Origin of the sequence: Nocardiopsis sp. CA-288880, from assembly GCF_050955985.1 — a bacterium.
GTDB classification, from domain to species: domain Bacteria; phylum Actinomycetota; class Actinomycetes; order Streptosporangiales; family Streptosporangiaceae; genus Nocardiopsis; species Nocardiopsis tropica.
On sequence record NZ_CP192105.1, the window covers coordinates 2,771,574 to 2,792,443 of the forward strand.

The following is a 20,870-nucleotide window of genomic DNA, read 5'->3' on the forward strand; positions in this document are numbered from 1 at the left end:
TTCGCCCGGTGTTGGGCCACGCTTCGGCAGTGTGCACGGAATCACCTTCCGAGCTGGGGCAACAGGACGGAAACCACACGGAAACCTGTGCGTACTGTCATAAGTTGGATCGCATGATCGACGTTCGGCGGTTGCAGCTCCTCCAGGCACTCGAACACCACCGCACGGTGGCGGCGACGGCGGAGGCGCTCAACGTCACCCCGTCGGCGGTCTCCCAGCAGCTCGCCGTCCTGGCCAAGGAGGCCGGGGTCCCCCTCGTCGAACGCCAGGGCCGCCGCTTCCTGCTCACCGGCGCCGCGCGGGTGCTGCTCCAGCGCGCGCACGTCATCTTCGCGGAGATGGAGCGGGCCACCGCCGACCTCGCCGAGTACGCGAAGGGCGACCGCGGCGTCATCCGCGTCGGCTCCTTCTCCACGGGGATCAGCGACCTCGTGGCCCCGGCCCTCGCGCGCCTGCGCACCAGCCACCCGGAGTGGTCCTTCGAGGTCGTCCAGGCCGAGCCCGAGGAGAGCGCCGAGATGGTGCGCTCCGGGCGCCTGGACGTGGCCCTGACCATGTCCACCCGGCACCTGCCCGCCTCGGGCGACCCCGACTTCCGGGTCGACCCCGTCATGGTGGAACTGCTCGACGCGATCCTGCCGTACCAGCACCCGCTGGCCGCCCGCACCAGCCTCCACCTGGCCGAGGACCTGTCCGACCAGGACTGGATCATGTCCGCGCCCGGCACCGCCTGGCACGAGTGCGTGTCCGGCGCGGCCAACCAGGCGGGCTTCCAGCCGCGCGTGGTGCACACCGTCGACGACTTCAGCGCCGTCTTCTCCCTGGTGCAGGCCGGCCTGGGCATCGCCCTGATGCCGCGGCTGGCCTGGACGGGGCTGCATGCGCCGCAGATCGTCGTGCGGGGCGTGCGCGAGACGGCGCGCAGGCACATCGTCGCCCTGTCCCGGGCCGGCTCGTCCCCCGAGCCCCTGCTCACCGCCGTCCGGGAGGCCGCCAGCAAGGTCCCGGTGCCGTCCGTGGGACCCTTCGCCATCGCGGGCTGACCGGGGGCGCCGGGGGCGGTGCCCCCGGCTCAGGCGGGCAGCGGCGGGACGTCGTCCAGGACCTCCCCGGCCGCCTCGTGCAGGTACCGCGCCACCAGCTGGATCGGCCGCCACGCCCACCCGCCGGTGCGACCGGCCAGGAAGACCTCTCTCACCCCGCCCAGCTCTCCCAGGGGCGCGTGCGCCACGCCGCGGCGGGTCACCGCCGCCAGGCGCGGGGCCACGCCGATGCCCAGCCCCGCCGCGACCAGCTCCTCGAACAGCTCCATGGTGTCGACGCGGTGCGCGATGCGCGGCGTGAAGCCGGCGTCGGCGCACATCCGCTGCACCAGCGCCTCCTCGTCCCCCCGGTAGGGGCTGGCGATCCACGACGCCCCGGACAGCTCCCGCAGCCGCCGCCGGGTCAGGGTCCGGCTGTCCGCGCCCTCGGACGGCTGGGACAGCAGCAGCTCCTCGCAGCCGATCGGGCGCACCGTCAGGGTTCCCGGGAAATTCCGGGGAAGAAGGCTGTACTGGTACACGACCCCCAGGTCCGCGCCCCCGGTCTGGAGGAGGGTGAGCGCCTGCTCCGACTCGTGCTCGGTCAGCTGGACCTCGATGCCCGGGTGGTCCTGCCGCAGGCGCCGCAGGGCGGGAAGCACCACGGGCGCGGCGCTCGTGTACATCACCAGGTCGACGCGGCCGACGGGTTCGCCCTCGCCCTCGAACTCGGCCCGGGCCGCCTCCACCCGCGCCAGGATGTCCACCGCGTGCTCCGCGAGCCGCCGCCCCGCCGGCGTGAGGCGCACGCGGCGGCCGTCGGGCGCCAGGAGGGGGACGCCGGCCTCCTTCTCCAGGACGGCGAAGTGTTTGGAGACCGCCGACGTGCTCATGCCTGTGACCTCGGACACTGCGGCCATCGTGCCCAGGCGCTCCAGTTCCACGAGCAGGCCCAACCGGGTGAAATCCATCCACCGAAACTACACGGTCCATCAACCATCGGTTCGTGGACAGAAACGAACCTCTCGGATCCAATGGTCGGGTGATCCCCTCATTCGTGTCCTCGCTGCGCCGTGCCCGCCCCCCGGTCCCGGCGCCGGTCATGCTGCTCATCGGCATGTTCACCCTGCACACCGGCAGCGCCCTGGCCGTCACCGCGTTCGCGCACGCCAGTCCGGCCACCGTCACCTGGCTCAGGCTGACGTGGGCGGCGGTCCTGCTGCTGGCCCTCGGCGGTCGCTCCCTGTGGCGCGCCGTGCGCGCGGCGACGCCGCGCGAGCTGGGGGCCGTGGTGATCCTGGGCACGGCGAGCGCGGGGATGATGCTGTTCTACTCCGAGGCGACGGCGCGGATCGAGCTCGGCGCCGCCACCTCGATCGAGTTCCTCGGCACCCTCGTCGTGGCCGTGGCCGCCATGCGCCGCCGGCGCGAACTCGTGTGGATCGCCGCGGCCGTGCTCGGCGTGCTCTGCCTCACCCGGCCCTGGCGGGGGGACCTCGACCTGGCCGGGGTCGGCTTCGCCCTGGCGGGGGCGGTCTGCGTGGTCGCCTACATCGTGCTGACCCAGAGGGTGGGCGCCGGCTTCGGGGCCGTGCACGGCCTGGCGCTGGCCATGACGGTGGGATCGCTGGTCAGCGCGCCCTTCGGGGCGTCCGCCGTGTTCACCGCCCCGGACGTGGACCTCATCCTGTTCACGCTGGTGATCGCGCTGCTCTTCCCGATGGTCCCGTTCCTGCTGGAGATGGTCGCGCTCCAGCGGATGGGCCGGACCGCCTACAGCACCTTCTCCAGCCTGGAGCCCGCGGTCAGCCTGGTGATGGGCCTGGTCGTCATCGGCCAGGCGCCCGTGGCCGTGCAGGTCGTGGGCATGGCGCTGGTGGTGGTCGCCGGGGTGGGCGCGGCCCGGGGCGACCGGAGCGACCGGCCCGCGGTGCCCGGTCCGGAGGCCACGCGCCGGAGCCGGGCGGGGGAGGCCGTCCCCGGGCCCTCGGCGGGGCCTCCCGCCGAGGGCCGGGACGGGCCCGTGTCCCCGGCCGGTGGCGGGGCCCCGGAGGCGGAGCGGGCGGAGGTGCCGGAGCCGAGCGAGTCCGACCGGGCCGCCTGAGCCGGTCCGCCGGTGCGCCGGGAACCCGGTGCCCGGCGCACCGGACGCACGTGGCTCCAGAGGTCACCCCATGTCCGGAAACTGTGATACGCACCACTTCTGAGGTGTGAAAGCGGCCCGATTCGGCCGGAAACCGGCTGTCATCGCGCCACCACAGCCCTCCTGAGCAGCGAAGACCGTCACGTTGCGTACGGGAACGGGCTCTGAGCTGGGAATTCGCTCCGTGTATCGGACAGTCCGCATGCACTAGCTTGGTGCGATCATGGCCGCGAAATCTGATCTCGAACTCCTGCGCGCCCACGAACCCGTGCTCATGTGCACGAAGGGGGAACTCTTCTTCCCCACCGACGTGGACGCCTACGTACGCAATTGCAGCCTGTGGATCGAGGAGCCCGGCGGACGCGAACGCGTCCTGGTCCCCGCGGGGGAGCTGACCCTCGACCGTCTGTCCCAGGCCGAGGAGGAGTGGCCCGAGCGCCACAAGCACCTCCGCTTCGTCCAGGAGGAGACCCTGCGCGAGGAGGCCCGGCGCTACAAGGGCGTCGCCCGCTCGGTCATCCCCAAGAGCGGCCGCCTCGCCGCCGTCGGCGTCCTGGGCCGGGTCCTCGACATCCTCATGAAGCTCTCCCTGCTCATCCGGGGCGCCGTCCCCGGCGGCGTCACCTTCGCGGCGGTGACCCGGTACCGGGAGCGCGTCGACAACGGCGGCGCCACCTACTACGGCCGGGTGAGCCGCGAGGGCGGCTACATCATCCTCCAGTACTGGTTCTTCTACGCGATGAACGACTGGCGGACCATCTACGGCGGGGTCAACGACCACGAGGCCGACTGGGAGCGCGTCACCGTCTACGCCGTCGAGAACCCCGACGGCACCACGCGCCCCGTCTGGGTCGGCGCCTCCTCGCACGAGTACCACGGCGACGACCTGAGGCGCAGCTGGAACGACCCCGACCTGCACCGGGACGGCGACCACCCGATGGTCTACGTCGGCGCGGGATCGCACTCCCACCAGATGCTCCCCGGCGACTACCTCATCCAGGTGGACCCCTCCTTCCTGCGCGGCATCATCCGCGTCTGGCAGTGGATCGCGCACCGCGTCTTCCGCGCGGACAGCGCCATCAACCGCCACGGCATCGGCGTCCCCTTCGTCGACTACGCGCGCGGCGACGGCGAACGCCTCGGCCCCGGCGGCGACCGCGAGTGGTACGCCGTCCTGATCGACGACGACACCCCCTGGCTGAAGGGCTTCCGCGGCCTGTGGGGGCGCGACACCCGCGACTTCTTCGACGGGGAGCGCGCGCCCAGCGGCCCCCGCTACGAGCGCGACGGCACCATCCGCCGCTCGTGGGCGGACCCGCTGGCCTGGGTCGGCCTCCAGAAGGTCGCGCCGACCGAGGCCGCCGCCCGCGCCGAGCTCCGCTCCCACGTGGGGGTCCTGGACGAGCGCCTGCGAGAGATGGACGCCGACGTCCTGCGCCGCCGCCACGAGCTGCGCCAGCTCGACTCCGCCCGCATGGCCCTGTCCCGGGAGGCGCACTCCCGGCCGCGCGCCCGCGAGTACACCGAGCAGATCGAGGCCCTGGAGGAGGAGCTGGCCCAGGTCTACGAGAAGCGCGTGCTGACCGCGGACGAACGGGACACCCACCTCCGGGCCCTGGCCTCCGAGACGCCCCTGGTGCCCACGCCGACCGGGCACCTCAAGGCCCCGCACCTGCCGTACTCCTCCGGGCAGCAGCGCACCACCCGCTTCCTGCACCTGTGGGTGGCCCTGAGCACCCCGCTCCTGCTGGTGTCCCTGGCCCTGCCCATGTTCCTGCTGGACGGGCAGTTCACGCTCTACGCGATGCTCGGGGTCGTGGTGGCCTTCGCCGCCGTCGACTCGGTCGCCCGCCGTAAGTTCATCCAGTACCTCACCGGCCTGGCGATCGCGGCCTTCGTGATCGGGCTCGCCGTCGGGATCGTGGCCGCGTTCATCGCCGACTGGCGGATCGCGATCGCCGTCCCCATCGCGGTCATCGTGGTGCTCCTGCTCGTGGTCAACATCCGCGAACTCCTGCGCCGCTGACCCGCCCGTCCCCGCGGTCCCCGCCGCGGGGACGGGGCGCTCCGCCGCACAGGTCAGTCGCGCGGGGTGGTCGTCGTCCCGTCCAGCATCGGCACAAGCGCCGCGGGCAGGACGGGCACATGTTCCTGGCGCGTGGTGCACCACTTCTTCTCCTCGTCGGAGGAGAGTCGGCGCTCCTTGGCCACCAGCATCCCCTCGGGGCGGCCGTCGGTGGCCTGGCCGGTGATCGTGGCCGATCCCCAGAGGGCCGTCTTGGCGTCGTCGAGCAGCATCCAGATCTCGCCCTCGAGAGTCTGCAGGGTGGGGCTGCGCTCCAACCACCCCATGTGCCGGGACGGGACGGTCACCGCCGTCGTGTCGGTGAAGGTCTTGGACACGGTCCAGGAGACGCTGTAGGACATCGAGAACGAGGCTGTGAGAACGTCCTCGAAACCCACCGACGCGCTGGCGGAGAGCGTCAGACCGTGCGTGGTCGACACCGTCTGCGACCATCCCACCGAGCGGCCGACCGGAGAACCGGTGCAGTTGACGACGGCGTCGCCGACCGCCTTGAACCCGCCCGGCCAGAACTTCAGCCGCTCCGAACGGACCAGTACCGCCTTCCGCCACTTGGAGTCCTTCAGGCACTCCTCCAGGAGGGAACGCGCGTCCGACCTGGTCCAGTCCACGCGGTCGACGGACACCGACTTGAGGGGCTGCTTGGTGGCCGGGTCGGCCCCGAAGCCGCGGATCCGCTCGTCGATCCCGGTGTTGTCGGGGAGGCGGATCTCGGGCCAGGTCCCCGCCCCTCCCTCCCGGTGGTCGGCCTGGGCCGGTACCGCTCCCCCGACGGTCCCGGCCTCCTGCGCCGCGCTGCGCCGTCCCATGGTCGCCTCCTCACGGTCGTGGACCCCCCGCGAGAGCCCCGCCCACCCGACTACCCGCGCGTTCACGCCGCTCACCGCACATGGAGGCGAATTGGGAGGATGCATACGCGCGGTGGCGGACCGTCCCGGCGGCCGGCCGCCCGGAGGAGGGACCGGGGACCGCCGGGCCCCGTCCCCGATCGCGGGCGGCCGGATCGGGCCCGGCCCCGCGCGGCGTTCGGCCTCCCCGCGGAACCCTCCCCGGGAGCCGCGGTTGGCGTCGGGGCCCCACGCGGGGACGATGGGGGTATGAGCGACGCGTTGTTCGGCTCCCCGCCGGTGGAGGTGGCCCCCGGCGCCGTGCACCTGCCCGGATGGCTGGACGGGGAGGCCCAGGCCGACCTGGTCCGCCGCTGCCGCGACTGGGCCCGCGGCCCCGCCGGGATGCGCCGGCACCCGATGCCCCGCGGAGGGGTGATGAGCGTTCAAATGGTCGGGCTCGGATGGCACTGGCAGCCCTACTCCTACTCCCGCGCCCTCCCCGACGGCACCCCCGTCCAGCCCTTCCCGGCGGTCCTCGCCGACCTGGCCGCCCGCGCGGTCGGGGCCGCCTACGGCGCCCCGCCCGGGCCCGGCGCCGACCCCTACGACGTGGCACTGGTCAACTTCTACGACGCCGACGCCCGCATGGGCATGCACCAGGACAGGGACGAGCTCTCCCGCGAACCCGTCGTCTCCCTCAGCCTCGGCGACACCTGCGTCTTCCGCTTCGGCAACACCGAGACCCGCACCCGCCCCTACACCGACGTCGAACTGCGCAGCGGCGACCTCTTCGTCTTCGGCGGCCCCTCCCGCATGGCCTACCACGGCGTTCCGCGCACCCGGCCGGGGACCGCCCCGCCCTCCCTCGGGCTGGTCGGACGGCTCAACATCACCGTCCGCGCCTCCGGCCTGGAGGGCTGACCGCTCCCGGTTCGCCCGGGCGTGGCGTGTCGGCGCGCCCCGGCCCCCGCGCCCCGCCAGGATCGGGCACAGTACCCACCGCCCGGGAGGGAAGCCCATGCACGACTCCTCGCCCGAACGCGTGATGGCCCTGGGCCACGAGGCCGCCCGGCTGCCGGCCCGGGACTCTCCCGGGACCGTCCGCGCCGTCCTCTACCGCGACGGGCGCCGGGAGCGCGAGGCCGACTCCGTCGAGGAGGCCCGCCGGGCCCTCGCCCGCGACAGCGGGCTCATGGCCTGGATCAGCATGGAGGAGCCCGACCAGGACCAGCTCACCGACACCGCCCGGCACTTCTCCCTGCCCAGGCTCGCCCTGGAGGACGCCGTCGTCGCCCACCAGCGGCCCAAGGTCGAGACCTACGGCGACGTCCTGTTCCTCGTGCTGCGACCGGCGCACTACGACCGTGACCGGGAGGCCGTCCGGGTCGGCGAGCTCCACCTCTTCGGGGGCCGCGGCTTCGTCATCACCATCCGCCACCGGGGGCAGGTGGACGTCGAGGCCGTCCGGGACCGCCTGGAGGCCGAGCCGCGGGTCCTCGCCCACGGTTCCCTGGCCGTCGTCCTCGCGGTGCTCGACCGGGTCGTGGACGCCTACGCGCCCGTCGTCTTCGACATCCAGGACGACATCGACGAGGTCGAGACCCAGGTCCTCGACGGCGCCCCGGAGGCCTCGCGCCGCACCTACCGGCTCGCCCGCCAGGTCATCGTCCTGCACCGCGCGGTCGACCCGCTCGACGTCGTCATGACCGACCTCATGGCGCTCCTGGAGCGCCCCGAGGAGGCCGATCCGGGACCGCCCCACACCCCCGCCGAGGCCCGGGGCACGCTGCACAACCTCCTCCGCGACGTCGCCGACCACGTCAGCGCCGTGCGCGAGCACGCCGAGGGGTTCCGCCAGATCCTCCAGAACATCATGTCCGTCAACAGCGCCCTCATCGACCAGGCCCAGAACGAGGCCATGAAGAAGGTCTCGTCCTGGGGCGGCATCCTGGTGGTGCCCACCCTCATCGCCTCCGCGTACGGCATGAACATCCCGCCCAGGCCCGGGTTCGAGTGGATGTTCAGCTGGCCCCTGTCCCTCCTTCTGATGGCGCTCTCCAGCCTCACCCTCTACGTTGTGTTCCGACGCAACGGCTGGCTGTGAGGAGGGAACACGGTGCGCGACGGGGAATCCGCCGAACGCGAGGTGATCCGGCTGATGACGGGGGCGTGGGTGTCCAGGGCGGTCGCCACCGCCGTCGAGCTGGGGATCCTGGACCGCCTCGGCGAGGGCCCGGCCGACACCGGCTCCCTGGCCGAGGGGCTCGGGCTGCACCCGGACCGGCTGGGCCGCCTGCTGCGGCTGCTGGCCGCCGTGGGAGTGGTCCGCGAGCGCGACGGCCGCCACGAGCCCACCCGGGTCGGCTCCCACCTGCGCCGGGGCCACCCCTCCGGGATGGCCGAACTCGCCCTGCTCTACGACAGCGACATGTTCGGCGACTCGTGGGAGCACCTGGCCGACGCCGTCCGCACGGGACGGACCGCCTTCGGCGAGGCCCACGGCACCGACGTCTTCTCGTACCTGGAGGGGCGCCCCCGGGAGGCGGCGCTCTACACCGCGGGCATGGCCGCGGGCGGCCGGTTCTCCACGCACATCCCCGACGTGTACGACTTCGGCGGGGCGCGCACGGTCGTCGACCTCGGGGGAGGGGACGGCGAGCTCCTCGCCGCGGTCCTGGCCGCCGCCCCCGGCGCGCACGGCGTCCTGGTGGAGCGCCCGGCCGCGCTCGCCGCGGCCCGCGAGCGCCTCGGGGCGTTCGCGGACGCCGGACGGTGCGACCTGGTCGAGGCCGACTTCCGGGAAGGGGTTCCCGGCGGCGCCGACGTCTACCTGCTCAGCCGGGTGCTGCACAACTGGTCCGACGAGGACGCGCGCGGTCTGCTCCGCCACTGCCGCCGGTCCATGGCACCCGGCGGCAGGGTGCTCGTCGCCGAACGCATCCTGCCCGACGAGGGCCGTCCCTGGCTGTCGCTGGTCCTGGACGTGCACATGATGGTGATGACCCCGGGGGCCGAGCGGACCGAGCGCGGCTACGAGGAACTGCTGCGCTCCGCCGGGCTCACCACGCGCGAGATCCTCGACCTGCCGCTGGAGATGCGGCTCCTCGTCGCCGGCCCCGTCCCGCCGCCGTGACCGCGGGGCGGGCCGTCCGCCCCCGCCCGTCCCGTCACATCCGCCAGGGGAGGTTGAGCCACGGGCTCGCCGGATCACCGGTCAGGACCTTGTGCGCCGCCACCGAGTCCGTGTAGTAGGGGCCGAACGAGCCCTCGTCGAAGGCCATCGCCCGCCCCAGCACGAAACCCGCCGACATCTCCTGCCACGAGCCGTGGTGGCGCATCGACTGCGCACCCGCCCGCAGGATGTGCCCGTGCGCGGCCCGCTCGTCGGCGTACCCGGCGTTGACGCCCCACCTGGCGAGGTTGACCGCCCGGCCGAAGTCGTAGGCGCGCACGGTCCGCACCGGCACGCCCCGGGGGAGGACCCCGTCCTCGGCCATGCGCTCCTCGTACTCCCAGATCCGGGCGGCCTCCAGGACCATCTCCTCGTAGACCCGGTGGGCGGCGCCGCGGACCCGGCACCAGTGAGCGATCAGGTCCGGCCACACGCCCGCGTCGAAGGGGTGCCCGGGAGCGCGGGCCATCGCCCGGTTGCGCAGGTCCAGCAGGACCGTCACGTCCGAGGCGGGGCGGTGGTCGTCGGTCAGGCGGCGCAGCGCGCCGTCCCACCCGGCGGAGTCGGTGATGCCCCAGGAGTCCCGGAGCTTGGCCCGCTCGTCCTCGGCGTCGCAGCAGGAGCACGACGAGTGGACGGCGTTCCACACCCCGCCCCCCGCCGTCGGCATGTGCGCCCCGGAGGCGAAGGCGTGCGCCAGCGGCCCCCGGAAGAACCCCGCGGGATCGCTCCGCAGCCTCGCCCGTTTGGAGAACAGTCCCATGGCGCCCCTCCTCAGGGGTTCAGGAGGCGGCGGATCCCCTCCGCCTCGCGTCGGGCCCCGGCGGTGCTCCGCTCCGGGGCGGCGGGGCACCGGGGGGCCGCCGTCCGGGAGCGGGCGGAGTCCGGTGCCTCCTCCGGCTCCGGGGTCCCGCGGTTCCGCGAGTGGCCGGTCCGGCTGCTGCCCATGTCCCGGTCCCTTCCGTCGCGCGTTCGGAGACCGTGGTGCACGCCGCGTGGTGTGACGCCTCCGGCAGGCCGCGGGTTCCGGATTTCTCCGGGCGGGGGGAGAGGTGGGGGAGGAGTGGTTTCCGTGCACTCCCGGTGTTCGCGGTGTGACGGAGAAGGTCTTGGTGTCAGGGGTCACATCACCTACGATGGGAGCGCTCCCAGAAAGGACTCCCCATGGATGCCCCGACACTGCCCGCACACCTTCAGTTCGGTACCGCCACCGCCGCCTACCAGGTCGAGGGGGGAGTCCACGAAGGCGGACGCGGACCGTCCATCTGGGACACCTACTGCCGGACCCCCGGACGCGTCGCGCGCGGCGAGACGGGCGACGTCGCCTGCGACCACTACCACCGCTACGGCGAGGACGTCGCCCTGCTGGCCGACCTCGGAGTGGACCTCTACCGGTTCTCCGTCGCCTGGCCGCGCGTCCAGCCCACGGGCAAGGGCCGCCCCAACCCCGAGGGCCTCGCCTTCTACGACCGGCTCGTCGACACCATCCTCGGCGCCGGGATCGAACCCGTCCTCACCCTCTACCACTGGGACCTGCCCCAGGCACTGGAGGACGAGGGCGGCTGGCGGGTGCGCGACACCGCCCACCGCTTCGCCGAGTACTCCCGCATCGTCGCCGACCGCCTCGGCGACCGCGTCAACCGCTGGATCACCCTCAACGAGCCGTTCTGCTCGGCCTTCGTCGGCCACGCCGTCGGCCGGCACGCCCCCGGCACCCGCGAGGGGACCCCCGCACTCGCCGCGGCCCACCACCTCCTCCTCGCCCACGGCATGGCCGCCGGAGAACTGCGCGCCGCCGCGGCGGGCGAGGTCGGCATCACCCTCAACCCCGACCACCTGCTGCCCGCGTCGGACTCCGACGCCGACCGCGCCGCCGTGGAACGCGCACGCACGCTCCACAACCGCGTGTGGTTCGACCCCATCTTCAAGGGCGCCTACCCCGACAACGAGGACGAGGTCTGGGGCGGCATGGCCGACGGCTCGTACCGCGCCGACGGGGACCTGGAGATCATCGCCCAGCCCCTGGACTTCCTCGGCGTCAACTACTACCGGCCGATCATGCTCCGCGACGCCCCGCACGCCGAGGCCGACATCTCCGCCCGCACGGCCGTGGACATCCGGACCGAGCAGGTGGACTTCGAGGGGGTCCGGCACACCACCATGGGCTGGCCGGTGCTCCCCGACACCTTCGCCGACCTGCTCATCGACCTCGACCGCCGCTACCCGAACCTGCCGCCCATCCTCATCACCGAGAACGGCTCGGCCGAGGACGACCGGCCCGACGAGACCGGGCGCGTCCGCGACACCGGCCGCGTCGACTACCTGCGGGACCACCTGGCGGCCCTGGCACGGGCCATCGAGGCCGGTGTCGACGTGCGCGGCTACTTCGTGTGGTCGCTGCTGGACAACTTCGAGTGGGCCTACGGCTACGACCGGCGCTTCGGCCTGGTCCGGGTCGACTACGAACGCCTGGAGCGCCACCCCAAGGACAGCTACCACTGGTACCGCGACTTCCTGACCTCCCACCGGGCACGCAGGGCCGGAGAGGCCGTCCGGCAGGGCTCGTAAGGGGCGGCCCGGCCGCAGCCCGGTCCCCGGCCCACCGGGCCCGGGCTACGCGACCCTGCCCCGGCACCGTGCGGGCACCGCCCCCGGAGCGCGACGAGCGGGGTGAGCCGGCCGACGGGGGCAGCGGGAGCAGGGGGCGGAACGGGGACCGGGCACGGCGGACGGTTTCCGCCGCGCCCCGCGGACGGCGGGGCGCGGCGGTGCTCAGGCGTGCTGGCGCGCGACGCCGCCGAACGCCCCCACGACGGCGCCCAGGGCGAACATCGACGCCTCGTCCTCGTCCATGTGGACGATGCCGGCCGGAACACGCACCCGGTAGGGCTTGGGCTCGGCGGGCAGGATCTCCAGCCCGTCGATGATCCCCTGTCCCTCCAACATCAACAGGGCCTCTTCGACCCTTCCTGTACGGTCACCGCGGGACCATATGGACATGCGTCAACCCTCACTACGGCCGGGGCCGGGTACAACCGAGCGGGAACGGCGCCACTGGGGCAGGGCGGTCCACTGTTTCCCGGGCCGGGTTCCCAGCCCTGTCACGCTCCGGGATGCGTTCCGGTGTGCGCGGGGAGCAATCCCAGTGATACCACCGGCGCGGCGGGGCGGGGACGGCATCGCAGGCACGGCGCACTGGCCGGAACCGGCCACGCCCCGGGGGTGTGGCCGGACCCCGGTTCCGGCGGGCGGCGGCATCAGTCGGTGAGGACGGTCGTCCCGTCCCCCCGCGCGTCCAGGCGGGCGCGCCGCCCGGACAGGGCCGGCGCGGAGGCCGGGACCGGGTCGCGGTACGGGTTCGTGGGGATGCGGTGGTCCGCCGGGGTGGACATCGTGGCTCCTCGGGATCGTTCCGGGCGAGCCTAGGCAGGCTCCCGCCCGACCGCCCGGCGAACGCCGAAACCGGTCACCAATGCGTGGAAAGTCCCTGTGTCACAGGCGTTCCGGACCCGGCGTCACCGCCTGTGGCCCCGCGCCGGAACACTCGACGGCGGACGCCCGGGGGTCAGGGTGCGGCCGGGCCGAAAGCTCTGAGGGTCGCATCGACGAGTGCGTCGGCGTACGCGGGGGTCAGCGGGCCGCCGCGGTGCAGCCACCGTTGGAAGAGGGGGGCGTAGAGCACCTCCAGGACCAGGTCGAGGTCGGCGTCGGGATCGAGCCGGCCGGCCTCCTGGGCGCTGCGCAGACGCGCCTTCTTCGCCTCGTCCAGCGGCCGGGCCAGTTTCTCGCGGTACTCGGCCGCCAGCGCGACATCGTTGGCGATCTCGGTGTTGAGGGCGCGGAGTAGCCTGTCGAAGGACGGGTCGGCGAACTCCTCCACCGTGGCCCGCATGACCAGCTTGAGGTCGGACTCCAGGTCGCCCGTGTCCGGCAGCGCGATGGACTGTCCGTCCGCGTCCTCGCTCAGGGCCAGGACGGCGGCGAAGACGACCGCGCTCTTGGACGGCCACCGCCGGTAGATCGTCTGCTTCCCGACGCCGGCGCGGGCGGCGATGGCTTCGACCGTGACCTTCTCGTAGGCCTGCTCCGCCACCAGGGAGCGGGCGGCCGAGAGGATCGCCTGCCGGGACCGTTCCTTGCGCCGGGAGTGGTCCGGCCCCTTCGCGTTGGACATGCGCCCAGCCTATCCGAAAAAGAAACGAGACGGGCCGTATTGCTGCGTCGGGCGGAGTGTCCTACACTCACAGAAAACGAGACGGACCGTTTCCTTTGAAAGAAAGAGGTGTCATGGCGGACGCACGAGTCTGGCTCATCACCGGGGCGTCCCGCGGCCTGGGAAGAGCCTTCGCCGAGGCCGCCCTGGCCGGCGGCGACCGGGTGGTGGCCGCCGCCCGCGACGTCGGGCCCCTGGAGGAGCTGGTCGGGAAGTACCCCGACCGCCTGGTCCCGCTCGCGTTGGACGTCGCCGATCGCCAGGGCGTGTTCGAGGGGGTGGAGCGGGCGGCGGCCGCGTTCGGCGGTCTGGACGTGGTCGTCAACAACGCCGGCGCCATGCTCTACGGCATGGTGGAGGAGGCCACGGAGGAGCAGATCCGGGCGCACATGGACGTGAACTTCTTCGGCGCCGTGTGGGTGGCCCAGGCGGTCCTGCCGCACCTGCGTGCCCGGGGCGGGGGACGGCTCCTGCAGGTCACCTCGATGGGCAGCGGCGGCGGCATGGCCACCGTGGGCCTCTACGGCGCGGGCAAGGCCGCGCTGGACTCGGTCAGCGAGGCGCTGGCGATGGAGGTCGAGGGGTTCGGCGTCAAGGTCACCATTGTGCAGATGGGCGGCTACGAGACCGGCCTGTTCACCGCCGGCGCCACGACCACGCAACCCCTGGCGCGGTACCAACCTCTGCGCACCGAGATGGAGGCGATGTGGGGCGACGCCGCCGCTCCGGAACCGGACACCGCGGCTCCGGTCCTCATGGAGCTGGTCGCGCTGGCGGACCCGCCCCGGCGGCTCGTCGTCGGCAGCCGGTCCTTCGACCACGTGCTGGAGATGGACCGGGCGCGGACGGAGCTGTACCGGTCCTGGGAGCACCTCAGCCGGACGGCCCCGGGCTGACCGTGTTCCGCGCCGCGTCCGGGGATCGTCACACGACGACCGGGCGGTCGGGTCCATCCCCGCGTGCGGGGAGCAGGGGTCGCGCTGTGAGTAGCGGCCGTCCCTGTCGGGTCCATCCCCGAGGGCGCGGAAGCAGAGTCACTGACATGGGGATTCGCCGGCACCGGCCGACTGTTTTCCCGTGCTACCCCTCACAGGGGTAATAAGAGCTCATCTCATTTGGATTCTCGGTAGCTTGGCCGGATGTCACCGCCTGCACCGACGCTACGAGCGCAGGGCCGAGCACTTCTTGGCCTTCGCCGGCATCGCTTGCACGCTGATCTGCTATCGCCGACTCATTGAATGAGATGAGCTCTTCGCTTTATATCACGCACCGACTTGTTGTGTGGTTCCTGTCCGGAAACCTCGGCGAACCTCGATCAGTCAGTTGTGCCGCGCGGGATGCCGGGTCTTGCTGACCGGCATCCCACGCGCGTCAGGATTGAATGCTACTTGACGACTGTTTCGTTGGTGACCATCACGCCGACGTTGGAGAAGTCGATGAACTTCGACTCGTCGGGATTGACTTTGGTCTTGTAGTTCGCGGATGCGAAGAAGGAATCGTGGTCGTCCCAAGTATCGAACCAGATTTCGGTCAATCCGTCGTAGGCTGGATCCGGGTAGCCATCGGCCGTGATCGGATGCGAGACGGCGTACTTGCGCACGTACTGTTCCGTTTCGGGGATGGAAGTGAACAGGGGCGCATGCCTGTCGCGGTGGTAGAGCTGGAAGTCCTCGACTGTCATGCCGGGTAGGCGGTTGATGAGGAAAGCGAACTTGATCATAAGGGACCTTGGAGGTGAGTCGGTTTCTGGAACCGAGGTGTAGTGGACGCACCGGTAGGCTAAACGGTGACATCAGTGTCATGGTCAAGAGGAGAGTCGATGCGGATCGGTGAGGTCGCAGAACGAGCAGGGGTCAGTCGGCGGTCGCTGCGGTACTACGAGCAACAAGGACTCATCGAGGTTCGCCGGTCGCCGAGTGGCCAGCGTCTTTACGAGGAGGATCACGTTCGTCGTGTCCGTCTGATCCAGACCTTTTACGCGGCCAAGCTCACCAGTGCAACGATCGCCGAGTTGATTCCATGCATGGAGCGTTCTCCTTCACGGTTGGTGGCTCAGCGCGCGCAAGTGGTAATGGAACGTGAGCGCGGTCGGTTGAGTGTCGCCGTGAAGGAGCTGTCGGCGGCCGTGGCGGCGCTTGACGGACTCATTGAAGCCACGGCTGCACATCAACCAGGGCTCCGGAGTTCTTGCGATTCGGATCCAGGCGAGCTGATTGCGGTCGATGCCTCGGAGAGCGAGGGCCTTGGTCGGGTTCGGGTGCGCTCTGCGTCCTGAGCAAGGTTCTTCACCCTGCGATGGCCGGCGCTTGACGAACGATGTCGCTCAGAGCGTGTTCGGGGAGAGTCAGGAGGCGAGGTTCCTGCCCATCTGTACCGGACCTTGCGCCGGGGAGCGCACGCGGAGCATTTCAGGACCCGGACGGGGATTCGCGCCTCGCCTTTTCGACTCCGCGTACCCCGGTCGCCCTGAAGTTTTGCGGTACACCCGGCAGGGTTCGAACCTGCGGACATCTCTTCTCCGGCCGGTCAGCCTCCACGTCTCCCTCCCACCGCACCGGGTGTCGCACCCCCACCGGGCTGTGACGGCAGAGCGGCCCCCTCGTGTGCGGCGGCACTGCTCGTGGAGGATGCCACAGGGGTGCGTCCGTTCCGCCCGGCGGGCGGAACGGACGCTGCCGGTCTATTCCGTTCCGACCGCGTTCGACCAGAGGGCCGGCGCGTCGTCGGGCGCCGCGGGCCGCGCCCCGTGGATCAGGACGGCCTCGACGTCGTGGAGGATCCACCACACGCTGAGGACATCGGTGACGTACCATCCGGCGAACTCGACCTCTGCGGCGATCGCGCCGGAGGTGCCGAGCAGCGGGCTGTCGAGCGCGGAGAGCCCTTCGCCGTGGGAGTCGTCGACCAGTCCGAGCACGACGTCCGCTCCGTGCTGGTCCAGGTTCTCCTCCGAGACCTCGACGTACCCCCACTCGGACGTGCCGGACTGCGCCTCCGGCCGGTCGAGTCCCAGGCGCGCCAGCATCACGCCGAGCAGCGTGCTGTCGTCGTAGGCGTAGAAGACGGTCGGGAACCTCTGCACCACCGACACCGTTCGCCCGGAGTGGCCGGCGGCCCCGATCCGTGTCGCGAGCGCCGAGACCGCGGAGTCGACGCGGTCGAGAGCCTCGGTTGCCCGGTCCTCGTGTCCGGTGACCGCGCCGATCAAGGAGGTCTGCTCGTCGATCCCGGCCCCGTCCTCGATGAGCACGACGGGGGCGATCACCTCCAGCTGGTCGAGCAGCGCGCGGTGCTCGGGGTGGTCCAGTCCCACGATCAGGGACGGCGCGGCGCCGGCGACGAGCCCGGGCCTGTGCGGCGCGACGAGCTCCACCCCCGCGTCCTCGACGATCCGTTCGCGCATCTCCTGCCCCGTGTGGGTGGTCGCCGCGTGTTCCGGGACGACGCCGACCGCCAGGAGGCTCAACGCGGTGAACACGTCCAGTGCCCAGATGTCCCGGTCCGTCACGGGTACGTCGGTCTCACCGTTCGCCGACCGCACCGTCACGGTGGGCCCCGGGGCGTCCGGACCGCCGGCGGGCGCCGGTGCGCATCCGGTCGCCCACAGGACCGCGGCCGTGAACGCGGCGCCCAGCGTCGCCGCGCGGGCACGTCCCCCCGGTGATGGGTGCGGCGGCGCGTAGCCCGCCCTCTCCCGCCCGGGAGGGAGGGAGACGGCGGGGACGGGGGGCGGGGGACGGTGTTCCATGAGGGCTCCTCTCGGCAGGGGCCTGTCTAGGAGTGGCCGGCGATGCGCCAGTGCCGTGCCCGCTCGTACTGGCTGCTGATGCGGGCGAACGCCCCGCCGGTCCGCCGCAGCTCCCCGGGGGAGCCGGTCTCGTCCACCTCTCCGGCGTGGAGCGAGACCACCTGGTCGGCCGCCGCCAGTGTGGCGGGACGGTGGGCGATGACGATGACCGTCCGGTCGGGGTCGGCGCCGAGGTCGGTGATCGCCCGGGCGACCGCGGCCTCGTTCTCGGGGTCGAGCGCGGAACCGGCCTCGTCGACGAGCACGATGCGCGCCCGTTTGAGAACCGCCCGGGCGATCGCGACGCGTTGGCGCTCGCCCCCGGACAGCCGCGCGCCTGCCTCTCCCACCCGCGTCCTCCACCCGTCGGGAAGGCGCTCGACGACCTCGTCGAGCCGTGCGGCCGCGGCCGCCTCCGCGAGCTCGTCCCCGGTCGCCTCCGGCCGGGCCAGGCGCAGGTTGTTCTCGATGGTGTCGTCGAACAGGTAGACGTCCTGGAAGACGACGGCGATCTCGTCGAGCAGAGCGCTCGGATCGAGGTCGCGGACGTCGACGCCTCCGACCCGCACGTGCCCCGAGTCGACGTCGAAGAACCGGGCGATGAGCCGGGTCACGGTCGTCTTGCCGGAGCCCGAAGGCCCGACCAGGGCGGTGGTGGTGCCCGGCAGGCAGCGCATCGACACACCGCGCAACGCCGGGGCTTCACCGTTCGGGTACGTGAAGGTGACGTCGGAGAGTTCGACGGCGGCCCCCTCGACCGGACGCGCCGGGCCCGACGGAGCAGGCAGCGCCGGGACGGCGAGCAGCTCCTCGATACGGGCGACCTTGTTCGTCATCGCCCGCAAGGCGCCGATGAGGTCGATGAGGTTGCCGAGCGGTTGCAGGAAGCGCATGGCCAGCACCAGGAGGGCGATCGCCGGGGCGACCCCGAGGCTCCCGCTCAGCATGAGCCCTGCGACCAGGGCGAGGACCGAGGCGAAGCCGCACGCGATCACGCCGGTGTAGACGAAGAACGGGCGCCGTGCCCGGTCCATGCCGTCGCGGTAGGTTTCGCGGTGGTCCTCGAGCGCGGCGTGCATCCGGGGAGTGCCGTCGGCTCGGCCTGCGGCGCGCAGGACCGGCTGGGCCTGTCCGAGCTCGACCGCCCGGCCGGCGACCTCGGCCGAGGCGCGCTCCAGCTCGACCTCGGCCTCGGCCGTGATCCGCGCGGCGTGTCGCAGTGCCCGGACGGAGACCAGGGCGATCGCGCAGAGCAGCAGCCCGACGCGCCAGTCGACCGCGAACACCACGGCGACGACCGTCGCGGGCAGCAGCGTCGAGGTGATCACCGGACCGCCGATCGTGACGGCCAGCTGGGCCGCGTCACCCGCGTCGGCCGTCACCCCGCGCGCGATCCGTGCCTTGTTCTCGGCGGTGAACCACCCGAGCGGCAGGGTGCTCACGTGGCGCATCAACCGCTTCCGCAGGCCGGCGGCGAGCGCGCCGGCCGCGGCGAAGCCAACCGGGTCGGCGACGACGCTCAGCACCGCGTACAGGACCGCGCCGACGGCGCCGGCGACGAGCCAGGGCGCGGCCGCGGCGAGATCCGGCTCGGGGCGGACCACCGCGGCCAGGACGGGGACGAGCAGGCCGAGGAGCAGGCCTTGGAGGACGGACCGCGCCGCGGTGAGCAGCCAGAGGCGGCCCAGCAGCCGTGGTTCGGGCCACAGCCTGTACAGGCGGCGGATCATGCGGGTACCCCTTCCTGAGCGGCCCACATGCGGGCGTAGAGACCGTCGAGTGCGAGCAGTTCGTCGTGGCGGCCCCGCTTCACGAGCCTTCCGCGGTCGACGACGAGCACCTGGTCCGCGCCCGCGATCGTGGTGAGGCGGTGGGCGACGACGATCACCGTCCTGTCGGTCGCCAGAGCGGCCAGCGCGTCCTGGACCGCGGCCTCACTGTCCGGGTCCAATGCGGCTGTCGCCTCGTCGAGGACCACGATCGGAGCCCCCGAGAGGATCGCCCGGGCAATGGTCAGCCGTTGGCGCTCACCGCCGGACAGACCGCCTCCGGCCGCGTCGAGCAGCGTGTCGTACCCCTCGGGGAGCCCCTCGACCACGTCGTGGACGTGGGCGGCGACCGCTGCCCGGCGGACCTCCGCGTCGGTGGCGCCGGGGCGTCCGATCCGGATGTTCTCGGCCACGCTGTCCCGCAGGAGGGCGACGTCCTGGAACACCAGGGACATCGACTTCAGCAACTCGGTGGACGGGATCTCGCGGACGTCGACGCCGCCGATCCGGATCGCACCGCCGGTCACGTCATAGAAACGGGGCAGCAAGCTCGTGAGCGTCGTCTTGCCCGCCCCCGACGGCCCGACGATCGCGGTCACCCGGCCCTGCGGGCAGACGGCGCTGAAGCCCTCGACCGCGTCGGCCGCCCCGCCGTAGGAGAACGACACGCCGTCGAACTCGACGCCGAAGGCGCGCGGCGTCTTCGGGTGTCCGGGCTCGGGCAGAGGAGCCCGGGACAGCAGCCGCTCGATGCGGGCCGCCCCCATCCTTCCCTTGCGCACGCCTTGGGCGGCGGACACGGCGGGGATGATCGATGTCGGCAGGCCGACCGCGACGATCAGGAACGCGATGAGGTCCGCCGCGGTCAGCGCTCCCCGGGAGAGCAGGGCGAGTCCTGCGGCTGTCACGACGGTCAGCACGGCCATCTCCGAGCCGAACAGCCGCGTCGCGGCCGAGCTGTACCGCACCTCGGCGACCCACGCCGCGAAAGCGTGGGCGTACTCGTCCACGGCGTCGTCGAACCGGCGCAGGACGCGCCCCCCGGTGCCGAACGCCTTGACGACCTGGATGCCGTCGGCGTACTCGACGCCTGCGGCGCTGATGCGGCCCTCGGCCGCGACCAGCCGGTCCATGTGGGCGGTCATCGACCGCATCGAGACGCGGTAGCACAGACCCGTCACGGCGAGGACGCCGAGGACGACCAGTGCCAGGGGCGCGTCGACCACGAACAGGTACGCCGCCCCGACGGCGGTCACGGTGACCGCGCCGGTCAGCTGCCCGAGCGCGTGCGCGATGACCTCGTGCATCTCCTCCAGGTCACCGGTCATCGCGCGCTTGACCGCACCCGAGCCCCGGGTCCTGAACCACCCCAGCGGCAGTGTGCCCAGACGGCGTACGATCCTCACCCGCAGGGTGTGCAGGATCTTCGCGTCCGCGTAGTGGCCCAGGCGTGAGGACTGCACGAGCAGGAGCAGCCACAGCGCTGCGCCGGCGGCCCCGACCGCGACCCAGGTCCGGACGGTGGAGGCCCCTCCCTCCGGGGCTTCGAGCATGAGGCGCCCGATCTCCGCGGCGGCGACGTAGGGCACGATCCCGGCCGCCGCGGACAGCGCCGACAGGGCGCCGCAGGCGACCAGGCGCCACCGGACGGGCGCGAGCAGTCGTGCGAGGGCGCCGGGTCCGGCGAGGCCGGGCTGCCGTTCGTCGTCCTCGGGGGGCTCCGTCGCGGGTCCCGTGCGGGAGCCGGTGGCCGTGCTCATGATTCCGCTCCCCCCGCGATCGCCGCCGTGTGACTCGTCGACTCCACTCCGCGTCCCATACGCCCCACCCCTTCCAACCAGAATCACTGAG

At 72.5% G+C, this 20,870-nt stretch carries 19 protein-coding genes and 1 pseudogene; 10 read left to right on the forward strand and 10 right to left on the reverse strand.

Annotated features, from left to right (window positions below; translation table 11 throughout):
• The first annotated feature begins 113 nt into the window (after positions 1-113).
• Complete coding sequence (locus tag ACQPYD_RS11770; RefSeq protein ID WP_433701013.1) at positions 114-1,043, forward strand: LysR family transcriptional regulator; 930 nt, start codon at positions 114-116, stop codon at positions 1,041-1,043.
• Between the two features lie 29 nt (positions 1,044-1,072).
• Here ACQPYD_RS11770 and ACQPYD_RS11775 read toward each other — a convergent pair whose 3' ends face one another.
• On the reverse strand, positions 1,073-1,993 hold the full coding sequence (locus ACQPYD_RS11775) for a LysR family transcriptional regulator (protein ID WP_433701014.1): 921 nt from the start codon (positions 1,991-1,993) through the stop codon (positions 1,073-1,075).
• 71 nt (positions 1,994-2,064) lie between these two features.
• Here ACQPYD_RS11775 and ACQPYD_RS11780 point away from each other — a divergent pair, with 71 nt between their 5' ends.
• The gene (locus tag ACQPYD_RS11780) at positions 2,065-3,126 is read left to right on the forward strand and encodes an EamA family transporter (RefSeq protein WP_433701015.1); all 1,062 of its coding nucleotides are present in this window, start codon (positions 2,065-2,067) and stop codon (positions 3,124-3,126) included.
• Between the two features lie 262 nt (positions 3,127-3,388).
• Positions 3,389-5,191, forward strand: coding sequence for a hypothetical protein (locus ACQPYD_RS11785; protein ID WP_433701016.1), 1,803 nt, complete (start codon positions 3,389-3,391; stop codon positions 5,189-5,191).
• Positions 5,192-5,244: 53 nt separating this feature from the next.
• Here the strand turns inward: ACQPYD_RS11785 and ACQPYD_RS11790 are convergent, their stop codons facing one another.
• On the reverse strand, positions 5,245-6,057 hold the full coding sequence (locus tag ACQPYD_RS11790) for a hypothetical protein (RefSeq protein ID WP_433701017.1): 813 nt from the start codon (positions 6,055-6,057) through the stop codon (positions 5,245-5,247).
• Between the two features lie 288 nt (positions 6,058-6,345).
• Between ACQPYD_RS11790 and ACQPYD_RS11795 the strand changes: the two genes are divergently transcribed.
• The 3 genes from ACQPYD_RS11795 (at position 6,346) to ACQPYD_RS11805 (ending at position 9,211) form a co-directional block, all read left to right on the forward strand.
• A complete protein-coding gene (locus tag ACQPYD_RS11795; protein WP_433701018.1) occupies positions 6,346-6,999 on the forward strand; it encodes an alpha-ketoglutarate-dependent dioxygenase AlkB family protein in 654 nt (217 codons plus the stop codon).
• 97 nt (positions 7,000-7,096) lie between these two features.
• The gene (locus ACQPYD_RS11800; RefSeq protein ID WP_433701019.1) at positions 7,097-8,182 is read left to right on the forward strand and encodes a magnesium and cobalt transport protein CorA; all 1,086 of its coding nucleotides are present in this window, start codon (positions 7,097-7,099) and stop codon (positions 8,180-8,182) included.
• Positions 8,183-8,194: 12 nt separating this feature from the next.
• A complete protein-coding gene (locus ACQPYD_RS11805; protein ID WP_433701020.1) occupies positions 8,195-9,211 on the forward strand; it encodes a methyltransferase in 1,017 nt (338 codons plus the stop codon).
• Between the two features lie 34 nt (positions 9,212-9,245).
• Here the strand turns inward: ACQPYD_RS11805 and ACQPYD_RS11810 are convergent, their stop codons facing one another.
• The gene (locus ACQPYD_RS11810; RefSeq protein ID WP_433701021.1) at positions 9,246-10,013 is read right to left on the reverse strand and encodes a DUF1266 domain-containing protein; all 768 of its coding nucleotides are present in this window, start codon (positions 10,011-10,013) and stop codon (positions 9,246-9,248) included.
• 401 nt (positions 10,014-10,414) lie between these two features.
• Here ACQPYD_RS11810 and ACQPYD_RS11815 point away from each other — a divergent pair, with 401 nt between their 5' ends.
• The gene (locus ACQPYD_RS11815) at positions 10,415-11,818 is read left to right on the forward strand and encodes a GH1 family beta-glucosidase (RefSeq protein ID WP_433701022.1); all 1,404 of its coding nucleotides are present in this window, start codon (positions 10,415-10,417) and stop codon (positions 11,816-11,818) included.
• Positions 11,819-12,022: 204 nt separating this feature from the next.
• Here ACQPYD_RS11815 and ACQPYD_RS11820 read toward each other — a convergent pair whose 3' ends face one another.
• The 3 genes from ACQPYD_RS11820 to ACQPYD_RS11830 all read right to left on the reverse strand — a co-directional run bounded on the left by ACQPYD_RS11820 (position 12,023) and on the right by ACQPYD_RS11830 (position 13,424).
• On the reverse strand, positions 12,023-12,196 hold the full coding sequence (locus tag ACQPYD_RS11820; RefSeq protein WP_267949469.1) for a hypothetical protein: 174 nt from the start codon (positions 12,194-12,196) through the stop codon (positions 12,023-12,025).
• Positions 12,197-12,507: 311 nt separating this feature from the next.
• A complete protein-coding gene (locus ACQPYD_RS11825; RefSeq protein ID WP_433701023.1) occupies positions 12,508-12,642 on the reverse strand; it encodes a hypothetical protein in 135 nt (44 codons plus the stop codon).
• Positions 12,643-12,815: 173 nt separating this feature from the next.
• Positions 12,816-13,424 carry a TetR/AcrR family transcriptional regulator gene (locus tag ACQPYD_RS11830; protein WP_433701024.1) on the reverse strand — a complete coding sequence of 203 codons (609 nt, stop codon included), beginning with the start codon at positions 13,422-13,424 and terminating at the stop codon, positions 12,816-12,818.
• A gap of 113 nt (positions 13,425-13,537) precedes the next feature.
• On the opposite strand from ACQPYD_RS11830, the gene ACQPYD_RS11835 reads away from it, so the two are divergent.
• The gene (locus ACQPYD_RS11835; protein ID WP_433701025.1) at positions 13,538-14,359 is read left to right on the forward strand and encodes an SDR family NAD(P)-dependent oxidoreductase; all 822 of its coding nucleotides are present in this window, start codon (positions 13,538-13,540) and stop codon (positions 14,357-14,359) included.
• Positions 14,360-14,594: 235 nt separating this feature from the next.
• A pseudogene (locus ACQPYD_RS11840) lies at positions 14,595-14,705 on the forward strand (IS5/IS1182 family transposase); the annotation flags it as partial.
• A 142-nt stretch (positions 14,706-14,847) separates the two neighbouring features.
• Here ACQPYD_RS11840 and ACQPYD_RS11845 read toward each other — a convergent pair.
• Entirely contained in the window at positions 14,848-15,183 is a 336-nt protein-coding gene (locus tag ACQPYD_RS11845) for an EthD domain-containing protein (protein ID WP_433701026.1), read from the reverse strand.
• A gap of 99 nt (positions 15,184-15,282) precedes the next feature.
• Here ACQPYD_RS11845 and ACQPYD_RS11850 point away from each other — a divergent pair, with 99 nt between their 5' ends.
• Positions 15,283-15,738, forward strand: coding sequence for a MerR family transcriptional regulator (locus ACQPYD_RS11850; RefSeq protein ID WP_433701027.1), 456 nt, complete (start codon positions 15,283-15,285; stop codon positions 15,736-15,738).
• Between the two features lie 405 nt (positions 15,739-16,143).
• On the opposite strand, the gene ACQPYD_RS11855 is transcribed toward ACQPYD_RS11850, so the two are convergent.
• From ACQPYD_RS11855 to ACQPYD_RS11865, 3 genes are read right to left on the reverse strand one after another with little or no spacing between them, the layout of a single operon-like run.
• Positions 16,144-17,211: an ABC transporter substrate-binding protein gene (locus tag ACQPYD_RS11855; protein WP_433701028.1), complete on the reverse strand. Its 1,068-nt coding sequence runs from the start codon at positions 17,209-17,211 to the stop codon at positions 16,144-16,146.
• Positions 17,212-17,237: 26 nt separating this feature from the next.
• The gene (locus ACQPYD_RS11860; RefSeq protein WP_433701029.1) at positions 17,238-18,980 is read right to left on the reverse strand and encodes an ABC transporter ATP-binding protein; all 1,743 of its coding nucleotides are present in this window, start codon (positions 18,978-18,980) and stop codon (positions 17,238-17,240) included.
• Complete coding sequence (locus ACQPYD_RS11865) at positions 18,977-20,779, reverse strand: ABC transporter ATP-binding protein (RefSeq protein WP_433701030.1); 1,803 nt, start codon at positions 20,777-20,779, stop codon at positions 18,977-18,979. The genes ACQPYD_RS11860 and ACQPYD_RS11865 overlap by 4 nt, the downstream gene beginning before the upstream one ends.
• Positions 20,780-20,870 lie beyond the last annotated feature (91 nt).

Excerpts from the sequence above, each read along its gene's own strand:
- ACQPYD_RS11845 (WP_433701026.1), bottom strand. The coding sequence starts at position 15,183 with ATGATCAAGTTCGCTTTCCTCATCAACCGCCTACCCGGCATGACAGTC.
- ACQPYD_RS11775 (WP_433701014.1), bottom strand. The coding sequence starts at position 1,993 with ATGGATTTCACCCGGTTGGGCCTGCTCGTGGAACTGGAGCGCCTGGGC.
- ACQPYD_RS11785 (WP_433701016.1), top strand. The coding sequence starts at position 3,389 with ATGGCCGCGAAATCTGATCTCGAACTCCTGCGCGCCCACGAACCCGTG.
- ACQPYD_RS11800 (WP_433701019.1), top strand. The coding sequence starts at position 7,097 with ATGCACGACTCCTCGCCCGAACGCGTGATGGCCCTGGGCCACGAGGCC.
- ACQPYD_RS11850 (WP_433701027.1), top strand. The coding sequence starts at position 15,283 with ATGCGGATCGGTGAGGTCGCAGAACGAGCAGGGGTCAGTCGGCGGTCG.
- ACQPYD_RS11830 (WP_433701024.1), bottom strand. The coding sequence starts at position 13,424 with ATGTCCAACGCGAAGGGGCCGGACCACTCCCGGCGCAAGGAACGGTCC.
- ACQPYD_RS11835 (WP_433701025.1), top strand. The coding sequence starts at position 13,538 with ATGGCGGACGCACGAGTCTGGCTCATCACCGGGGCGTCCCGCGGCCTG.
- ACQPYD_RS11795 (WP_433701018.1), top strand. The coding sequence starts at position 6,346 with ATGAGCGACGCGTTGTTCGGCTCCCCGCCGGTGGAGGTGGCCCCCGGC.
- ACQPYD_RS11860 (WP_433701029.1), bottom strand. The coding sequence starts at position 18,980 with ATGATCCGCCGCCTGTACAGGCTGTGGCCCGAACCACGGCTGCTGGGC.
- ACQPYD_RS11820 (WP_267949469.1), bottom strand. The coding sequence starts at position 12,196 with ATGTTGGAGGGACAGGGGATCATCGACGGGCTGGAGATCCTGCCCGCC.
- ACQPYD_RS11770 (WP_433701013.1), top strand. The coding sequence starts at position 114 with ATGATCGACGTTCGGCGGTTGCAGCTCCTCCAGGCACTCGAACACCAC.
- ACQPYD_RS11855 (WP_433701028.1), bottom strand. The coding sequence starts at position 17,211 with ATGGAACACCGTCCCCCGCCCCCCGTCCCCGCCGTCTCCCTCCCTCCC.
- ACQPYD_RS11865 (WP_433701030.1), bottom strand. The coding sequence starts at position 20,779 with ATGAGCACGGCCACCGGCTCCCGCACGGGACCCGCGACGGAGCCCCCC.
- ACQPYD_RS11790 (WP_433701017.1), bottom strand. The coding sequence starts at position 6,057 with ATGGGACGGCGCAGCGCGGCGCAGGAGGCCGGGACCGTCGGGGGAGCG.
- ACQPYD_RS11815 (WP_433701022.1), top strand. The coding sequence starts at position 10,415 with ATGGATGCCCCGACACTGCCCGCACACCTTCAGTTCGGTACCGCCACC.
- ACQPYD_RS11810 (WP_433701021.1), bottom strand. The coding sequence starts at position 10,013 with ATGGGACTGTTCTCCAAACGGGCGAGGCTGCGGAGCGATCCCGCGGGG.
- ACQPYD_RS11825 (WP_433701023.1), bottom strand. The coding sequence starts at position 12,642 with ATGTCCACCCCGGCGGACCACCGCATCCCCACGAACCCGTACCGCGAC.